The sequence below is a fragment of the Planktotalea sp. genome (genome assembly GCF_039984035.1).
Taxonomy (GTDB): Bacteria; Pseudomonadota; Alphaproteobacteria; order Rhodobacterales; family Rhodobacteraceae; genus Planktotalea.
Map to the genome: position 1 here is coordinate 1 of NZ_JBDWVM010000051.1, position 6,146 is coordinate 6,146.

At 52.2% G+C, this 6,146-nt stretch carries 8 protein-coding genes and 1 pseudogene; 6 read left to right on the top strand and 3 right to left on the bottom strand.

Annotated elements, in window-relative coordinates:
* Positions 1-172 (bottom strand): DNA gyrase subunit A (locus tag ABJQ89_RS02255; RefSeq protein ID WP_348494656.1); only part of this gene is annotated, 172 nt, incomplete at its 3' end.
* Between the two features lie 190 nt (positions 173-362).
* Between ABJQ89_RS02255 and ABJQ89_RS02260 the strand changes: the two genes are divergently transcribed.
* The 5 genes from ABJQ89_RS02260 to ABJQ89_RS02280 all read left to right on the top strand — a co-directional run bounded on the left by ABJQ89_RS02260 (position 363) and on the right by ABJQ89_RS02280 (position 3,717).
* Complete coding sequence (locus tag ABJQ89_RS02260; RefSeq protein ID WP_348494649.1) at positions 363-899, top strand: SH3 domain-containing protein; 537 nt, start codon at positions 363-365, stop codon at positions 897-899.
* 190 nt (positions 900-1,089) lie between these two features.
* Positions 1,090-1,290 (top strand): twin transmembrane helix small protein, encoded by a 201-nt coding sequence (locus ABJQ89_RS02265; RefSeq protein WP_348494650.1) that lies wholly within the window; start codon positions 1,090-1,092, stop codon positions 1,288-1,290.
* Positions 1,291-1,292: 2 nt separating this feature from the next.
* Positions 1,293-1,865, top strand: a complete 573-nt coding sequence (locus tag ABJQ89_RS02270; RefSeq protein WP_348494651.1) for a cob(I)yrinic acid a,c-diamide adenosyltransferase — start codon at positions 1,293-1,295, stop codon at positions 1,863-1,865.
* A gap of 167 nt (positions 1,866-2,032) precedes the next feature.
* Positions 2,033-2,791 carry an electron transfer flavoprotein subunit beta/FixA family protein gene (locus tag ABJQ89_RS02275; protein WP_348494652.1) on the top strand — a complete coding sequence of 253 codons (759 nt, stop codon included), beginning with the start codon at positions 2,033-2,035 and terminating at the stop codon, positions 2,789-2,791.
* Complete coding sequence (locus ABJQ89_RS02280; RefSeq protein WP_348494653.1) at positions 2,791-3,717, top strand: electron transfer flavoprotein subunit alpha/FixB family protein; 927 nt, start codon at positions 2,791-2,793, stop codon at positions 3,715-3,717. The genes ABJQ89_RS02275 and ABJQ89_RS02280 overlap by 1 nt, the downstream gene beginning before the upstream one ends.
* A 65-nt stretch (positions 3,718-3,782) precedes the next feature.
* Here the strand turns inward: ABJQ89_RS02280 and ABJQ89_RS02285 are convergent, their stop codons facing one another.
* Complete coding sequence (locus ABJQ89_RS02285) at positions 3,783-4,610, bottom strand: DUF6473 family protein (RefSeq protein WP_348494654.1); 828 nt, start codon at positions 4,608-4,610, stop codon at positions 3,783-3,785.
* 152 nt (positions 4,611-4,762) lie between these two features.
* On the opposite strand from ABJQ89_RS02285, the gene ABJQ89_RS02290 reads away from it, so the two are divergent.
* A complete protein-coding gene (locus tag ABJQ89_RS02290) occupies positions 4,763-5,638 on the top strand; it encodes a 3-hydroxybutyryl-CoA dehydrogenase (protein WP_348494655.1) in 876 nt (291 codons plus the stop codon).
* Between the two features lie 4 nt (positions 5,639-5,642).
* Here the strand turns inward: ABJQ89_RS02290 and ABJQ89_RS02295 are convergent.
* Positions 5,643-6,146: pseudogene (locus ABJQ89_RS02295) on the bottom strand (acyltransferase); the annotation flags it as partial.

Here is a 6,146-nt window from a genome sequence, read left to right on the forward strand (position 1 = left end):
TCGCAAACAAAATACGGCGATGCACTGGCTTCAAACCATCCCGCGCATCGGGCAAAGCGCGGTGCATAATCGTAGAGAGCGCATAGGTCAGATAACGCTCGCCTAGCGCACGGCGCAAGGGCTCGCTGAGATCGGGAACCAAGGGGGTGTCGTCTGTGGTGCTATCGTTCATGATTTGCTTGTAGCCTCACCTCCGACGCGCAGCAAGATGTGAAGCACGCACGCTGAAGTTGCTAAACAAACAATGGGAGAAAAAAACTGTGATTTCCCCCCGACTCTCGAACAGAATCAGGTATATAGGACCTTGTAGCGGTAACTCGGGCTGAAAAAGTTCGGGAGTAAATATGTATCCGGGGGGATTCATGGGTAAAATCATTATAATAACATTCGCATTTATGGCGTTCGCCTTTTACGAAATGAGCGGCGGCAGTGAATTCGTACCGATCGCAGAAGAAAAACGTGCTGCGCTTGAAGTAGAGCGCGCGGAAGAAGAACGTCTGCTGGCCGAAGCAAAAATCGAACGCTTGAACGCCGCACCTACCCCATTGCCTGAGGTCATCCTCGCAAGCGCAATCGTGACACGCGAAGTCGCTGAACCAACGCCGAGTGTTGTGGACGAAACAGTCGCCGTTCCGCTTGAAGACGAAAAAGTTGAAGAATTGGTCGCAGCAGTCGCTGAAGCCGAGGAGCCCTTCCGCGACATTCGCGAAGTCACAGCGGCCCGCGTCAATATGCGCTCAGGTCCGGGTCAGAATTTCGGGATCATCGCCAAACTATCAAACGGTGAAGAAGTTGAAATACTGCAAGACCCCGGCAACGGTTGGGTCAAGCTTCGTGTGCGTGAAAACGGAAACGAAGGCTGGATGGCTGATTTCCTCCTGACCGCATCAAACAATTAAAAACGTCTCACAAGTCAGTGTGACCTTGGCCCGTTTTTCATTTGAGAGACGGGCTTTTTGCTGCGCTGAACGCCTCTTGATCCAAAGAAACTGCGACCAAAGTTCCGCGATCGACATTAATCATTCGCTTTTTTGCCGCTGACAACTACATCTACAGCAATCAAAACGGCGAACGCACTGAGGGGCGACCATGTTCACAGACCCATTATTCTTAATCATGATCATCGCAATGCTTGCGGTGGTCGGTATCCTTGCGCTCGGAATTGGCGGCTTTGCCAAAGGCGGTGAATTCAACCGCAAACACGCCAACCGCATCATGCGATACCGTATCTACGCGCAATTCGTTGCTGTTTTACTCATTCTCGCCGTCGTTTACTTCGCAAAGGGTTAGTCATGGTCGTTCTCAACAAAATTTACACCAAAACCGGTGACAAAGGCGAAACCGCGCTCGGAAATGGCGACCGCGTTGCGAAGCATTCCTTGCGCGTGAACGCATATGGCACCGTTGACGAAACCAACGCCACTGTTGGCCTTGCACGCCAGCATTCCGACGGTGAATTGGATACGCAGTTAAGCATGATCCAGAACGATCTTTTTGATCTTGGCGCCGATCTTTGCCGTCCAGACATGGAAAAAGACAAAGACGCTGAATACGCCCCTCTCCGTATGACCGATGGGCAAGTCGCGCGGCTCGAAGCAGAAATCGATGTCATGAATGAAAAGCTAGAGCCTTTGCGAAGCTTTATTCTGCCGGGTGGTTCTGCGCTCGCAGCACAAATGCATTTGTGCCGAACGGTTTCGCGCCGTGCAGAGCGCTTGTCAGTCGAGCTTTCGACGGTTGAAACGGTAAACCCTGCTGCTGTGAAATACCTAAATCGCCTGTCCGATTGGTTTTTCGTTGCCGGACGGCTGGCCAATGACAACGGCAAAGATGATGTGCTTTGGGTGCCTGGAGCCAACCGTTAGGAACATTACGTCAACCTAATCTTGCGTCAACTTTCATTAACGCGGCGTAGTTTTGCATTAATCTGACGATTTTGGCCTGTTTCCTGAGCGCGCAAGAATATAATACAGCCTAAGGAATATTTGAAAGAGTCGCAAAGCGGCTCTGACCTTAAAGGAGACCTACGTCAATGAAGGTGCTTGTACCTGTCAAACGCGTTATCGACTATAATGTTAAAGTGCGCGTTAAAGCGGACGGAAGCGGTGTTGATCTCGCCAACGTTAAAATGTCCATGAACCCTTTCGACGAAATTGCTGTCGAACAGGCGATCCGTCTCAAAGAGGCTGGTAAAGCGGACGAAGTGGTTGCCGTTTCTGTTGGCGTCAAGCAAGCGCAAGAAACGCTTCGCACGGCTCTCGCGATGGGCGCGGATCGCGCAATCCTTGTGGTTGCTGCTGACGACGTTCACACGGATATCGAACCTTTGGCGGTTGCTAAAATCCTGAAAGGTATCGTTGACGAAGAGCAGCCCGGCCTCGTGCTGTGCGGCAAGCAAGCAATCGACAACGACATGAACGCGACGGGCCAAATGCTCTCAGCGCTTATGGGTTGGTCCCAAGCGACATTCGCATCCGAAGTCGACATCGACGGCGATGCGGCAACGGTCACGCGCGAAGTTGATGGCGGTCTGCAAACGATCAAAGTGAACATGCCAACTGTTGTGACAGTTGACCTTCGCTTGAACGAGCCACGTTACGCGTCCCTGCCGAACATCATGAAGGCCAAGAAAAAGCCTTTGGATGAGAAAACAGCGGATGACTACGGCGTCGACGTGACACCGCGCTTGGAAATCCAAGGTACAGCGGAACCAGCTGCGCGCGCGGCCGGTATCAAGGTTGGCTCAGTTGATGAGCTGGTAGAGAAACTTAAAGAAGCGGGGGCTGTATAATGGCTGTTCTACTTCTCGCAGAAGTTAACGATGGTGAATTGGCGCTCGACGCGACTGCAAAAGCAGTCACAGCAGCAGGTTCATTGGGTGACGTTGTTGTACTTTGCACAGGCGCGACATGCTCCGATGCAGCGGCAGCGGCGGCAAAAATCGCAGGTGTTTCTAAAGTGCTTTGCGCGGAAGATGCGATCTACGGCAAGCGTTTGGCAGAGCCAGTCGCAGACCTGATCGTTTCTCTCGCAGGCGATTATGAGCACATCGTAGCGCCAGCAACGACGGACGCGAAAAACATCATGCCACGCGTTGCTGCATTGCTCGACGTAATGGTTCTGTCCGATGTGACAGCTGTTGTTGACGGATCTACTTTCGAGCGTCCTATCTACGCGGGCAACGCAATGCAGACGGTGAAATCAACGGATGCCAAGAAGGTCATCACTTTCCGTGGCGCAACGTTTGATGCGGCTGGCGAAGGCGGTTCTGCATCTGTTGAATCCATCGGCGCAGCGGCTGATCCAGCGCTCAGCTCTTGGGTTGAAGACAAGGTTGCGGCGTCTGATCGCCCAGAACTCACGTCTGCGGGCGTTGTTGTGTCTGGTGGTCGCGGTGTTGGCTCCGAAGAAGACTTCAAAATCATCGAAGCTCTTGCAGACAAGCTGAACGCAGCGGTTGGCGCATCCCGCGCAGCGGTTGATTCAGGCTATGCACCTAACGATTGGCAAGTTGGCCAAACGGGCAAAGTCGTTGCTCCTGAGCTTTACGTGGCTGTCGGTATCTCCGGTGCGATCCAGCACTTGGCAGGCATGAAAGACTCCAAGATCATCGTTGCGATTAACAAAGATGAAGAAGCTCCGATCTTCCAAGTTGCTGACTTCGGTCTGGTCGCTGACCTGTTCGATGCAGTGCCAGAGCTGACATCTAAGCTATAATTCACGAACTGGGCTCTGCCCGCCTTGTGAAGTAAATGAAGGCCCGCGTTGATTGCGGGCCTTTTTCATTGGTGCAGATAATGCATGCAGGGTTCTTGTAGCGCTTGCGCCGCAAGTAGATGCGCCTTTCGACCCATCAGTTGCTTTGCGGCGGGTCCGCTCGCCAATTGTTCCAACAACTCCAGTTCATCATGTTTTATGCAACGCTCATCTGGCACAGATTCCACATAAGCATTAGATTTCATTTTCATACGATGGACCATATCCGCATCCACAAGCATTGGATCACGCGGCGAATTGATAGCATCTTTAGGTGGTGGCGTACCCGCGAACCATAAAAGCACTGTTCGCTTTCCCAACTTCTCTAGCAGCATCGTCATCCGCGCGAGCCAGATATTCTGCAATTCATCGCAAACCATTTGATACCGTTCTTTCGAACATCTTTGCAGAGCGCTCAACATCGCCTTAGTAAAATGGAACTCCGTAAAATCGACCTCTGGAAACAGACGGCATAGCGTTTCATGCGCACATACAAAGCGATCATTACGACGCGGGTGCACCCGAAAATAGTGATTGGTCAGGTTCAACGCCCCCATGATTTGCACAACCCGCAAATCCGCGTTCTTAGCGAGCGCCATCACGGCAGGATCATTGAGATAGGCATCCAGCCCCCCTCCGATAATCCCCAGATTAACAGGAACAGCTGGCAAATGCTCCGACAACAACGTGGGAAACGGATGCTCGACAGGCTTTCCAAAAGTTTCCGTCGCACCCAAAAAAGCAACATAAGGCTTATTCAGATTTGCCTTGGGCCCCCTGAACAAAAGTCGCGAGCCATCATATGCACATAGATCGTAGTTCAGGCCACGAAAGCCTGTTAAATTATAGGTCATTGCACCCACCTTTATTCTCACCCGAGATTAAAACTGGCGCGATTCGATTAATAAGAAGCTAAACGTAAAACTTGAACCTAACTTGCACGAGCAGCCCTTGCAGAGCCAAGCCGCAACGGCCTATTGTCCCCCGAACGCGTGAGGAGAGACAGATGGAAATCAACCGCATTGGAGTTGTCGGAGCCGGCCAAATGGGCAATGGCATCGCGCATGTAATGGCTGTTGCGGGCTATGACGTTTTGCTCAACGATATCAACGCAGAAGCGCTCGATGCGGCAGTTGCCCGGATCGACAAAAACATAGCCCGTCAAGTCTCCAAAGGGGCGCTTAGCCCAGAAGAGCATAGCAAAGCGATGGCGCGGATTACCACAACGGTAGACCTTCCAGAGCTTGGGCAAGCCGATCTGATTATTGAGGCCGCGACTGAGCGGGAAGATGTAAAGCATAAGATTTTCGAGACTTTGCTGCCTCATCTTGCGGATCACACGATCCTCACGTCAAACACATCTTCCATCTCGATCACGCGATTAGCCGCTGCGACAGACCGCCCTGAGCGCTTCATGGGGTTTCACTTCATGAATCCTGTACCGATCATGCAGCTCGTTGAGCTCATCCGCGGGATCGCAACTGATCAAGAAACTTACGAAGCTTGCCTTGGCGTGGTGAACAAGCTCAACAAGACAGCGGCCTCAGCCGAAGACTTCCCTGCATTCATCGTAAACCGTATCTTGATGCCGATGATTAACGAGGCTGTCTATACGCTCTATGAAGGCGTGGGATCTGTGCATTCGATTGACCAATCGCTCAAGCTTGGTGCTAATCATCCTATGGGGCCGCTCGAATTGGCCGACTTCATCGGGCTCGATACCTGCCTTGCGATTATGAACGTTTTGCATGACGGTCTGGCCGACACAAAATACCGCCCCTGCCCCCTTCTGACGAAATACGTCGAAGCCGGTTGGCACGGGCGCAAGGTTGGTCGCGGGTTTTATGACTACAGTGGCGACGTTCCCGTCCCGACGCGTTAACCTATCAGCTCTTGCCGAGCGACATCGTATGATCACGCAGCCACGCAACAAAACCGCGTGGATTGCTTGACCATTCTTTGATCGTCTCTTGCCCAATCGGTTTGCCCACCACAGGCTTCTGTGGCTTGCCACAGGCGTGCATCACTTCGTGGATCAACAGTCCTTGGCGCAACGTGGGCGAAATACAATTCGCGATCTGATAGGCGCGACTGTTTTGTCCAGGGAAATGGATTGGAACCACCGTCGCACCTGAGCGATTGATCATTTTCGCCGTGAACGGGTTCCATTGTTCTTCAATCGCAGGTCCAAACCAAGATTTAGACGAAGCAACGACGCCAGAAGGGAAAAGAACGATCACACCCTCATTGGCCAAGTGATCCATCGCACGGCGGCGCATTTCGAGACTTTGCTCGCGCGCGTCTTCCTCATGCGGAAAGGGAACGGGGATCATAAATTCTTCGATTTCATCGACGCCAGTCAAAAGGGAGCGGGTCAAAATACGATAATC

What these genes read in the sequence shown, in the direction of transcription:
- ABJQ89_RS02260 (WP_348494649.1), top strand. Translation starts at nt 363, where the DNA reads ATGGGTAAAATCATTATAATAACATTCGCATTTATGGCGTTCGCCTTT.
- ABJQ89_RS02265 (WP_348494650.1), top strand. Translation starts at nt 1,090, where the DNA reads ATGTTCACAGACCCATTATTCTTAATCATGATCATCGCAATGCTTGCG.
- ABJQ89_RS02270 (WP_348494651.1), top strand. Translation starts at nt 1,293, where the DNA reads ATGGTCGTTCTCAACAAAATTTACACCAAAACCGGTGACAAAGGCGAA.
- ABJQ89_RS02275 (WP_348494652.1), top strand. Translation starts at nt 2,033, where the DNA reads ATGAAGGTGCTTGTACCTGTCAAACGCGTTATCGACTATAATGTTAAA.
- ABJQ89_RS02280 (WP_348494653.1), top strand. Translation starts at nt 2,791, where the DNA reads ATGGCTGTTCTACTTCTCGCAGAAGTTAACGATGGTGAATTGGCGCTC.
- ABJQ89_RS02285 (WP_348494654.1), bottom strand. Translation starts at nt 4,610, where the DNA reads ATGACCTATAATTTAACAGGCTTTCGTGGCCTGAACTACGATCTATGT.
- ABJQ89_RS02290 (WP_348494655.1), top strand. Translation starts at nt 4,763, where the DNA reads ATGGAAATCAACCGCATTGGAGTTGTCGGAGCCGGCCAAATGGGCAAT.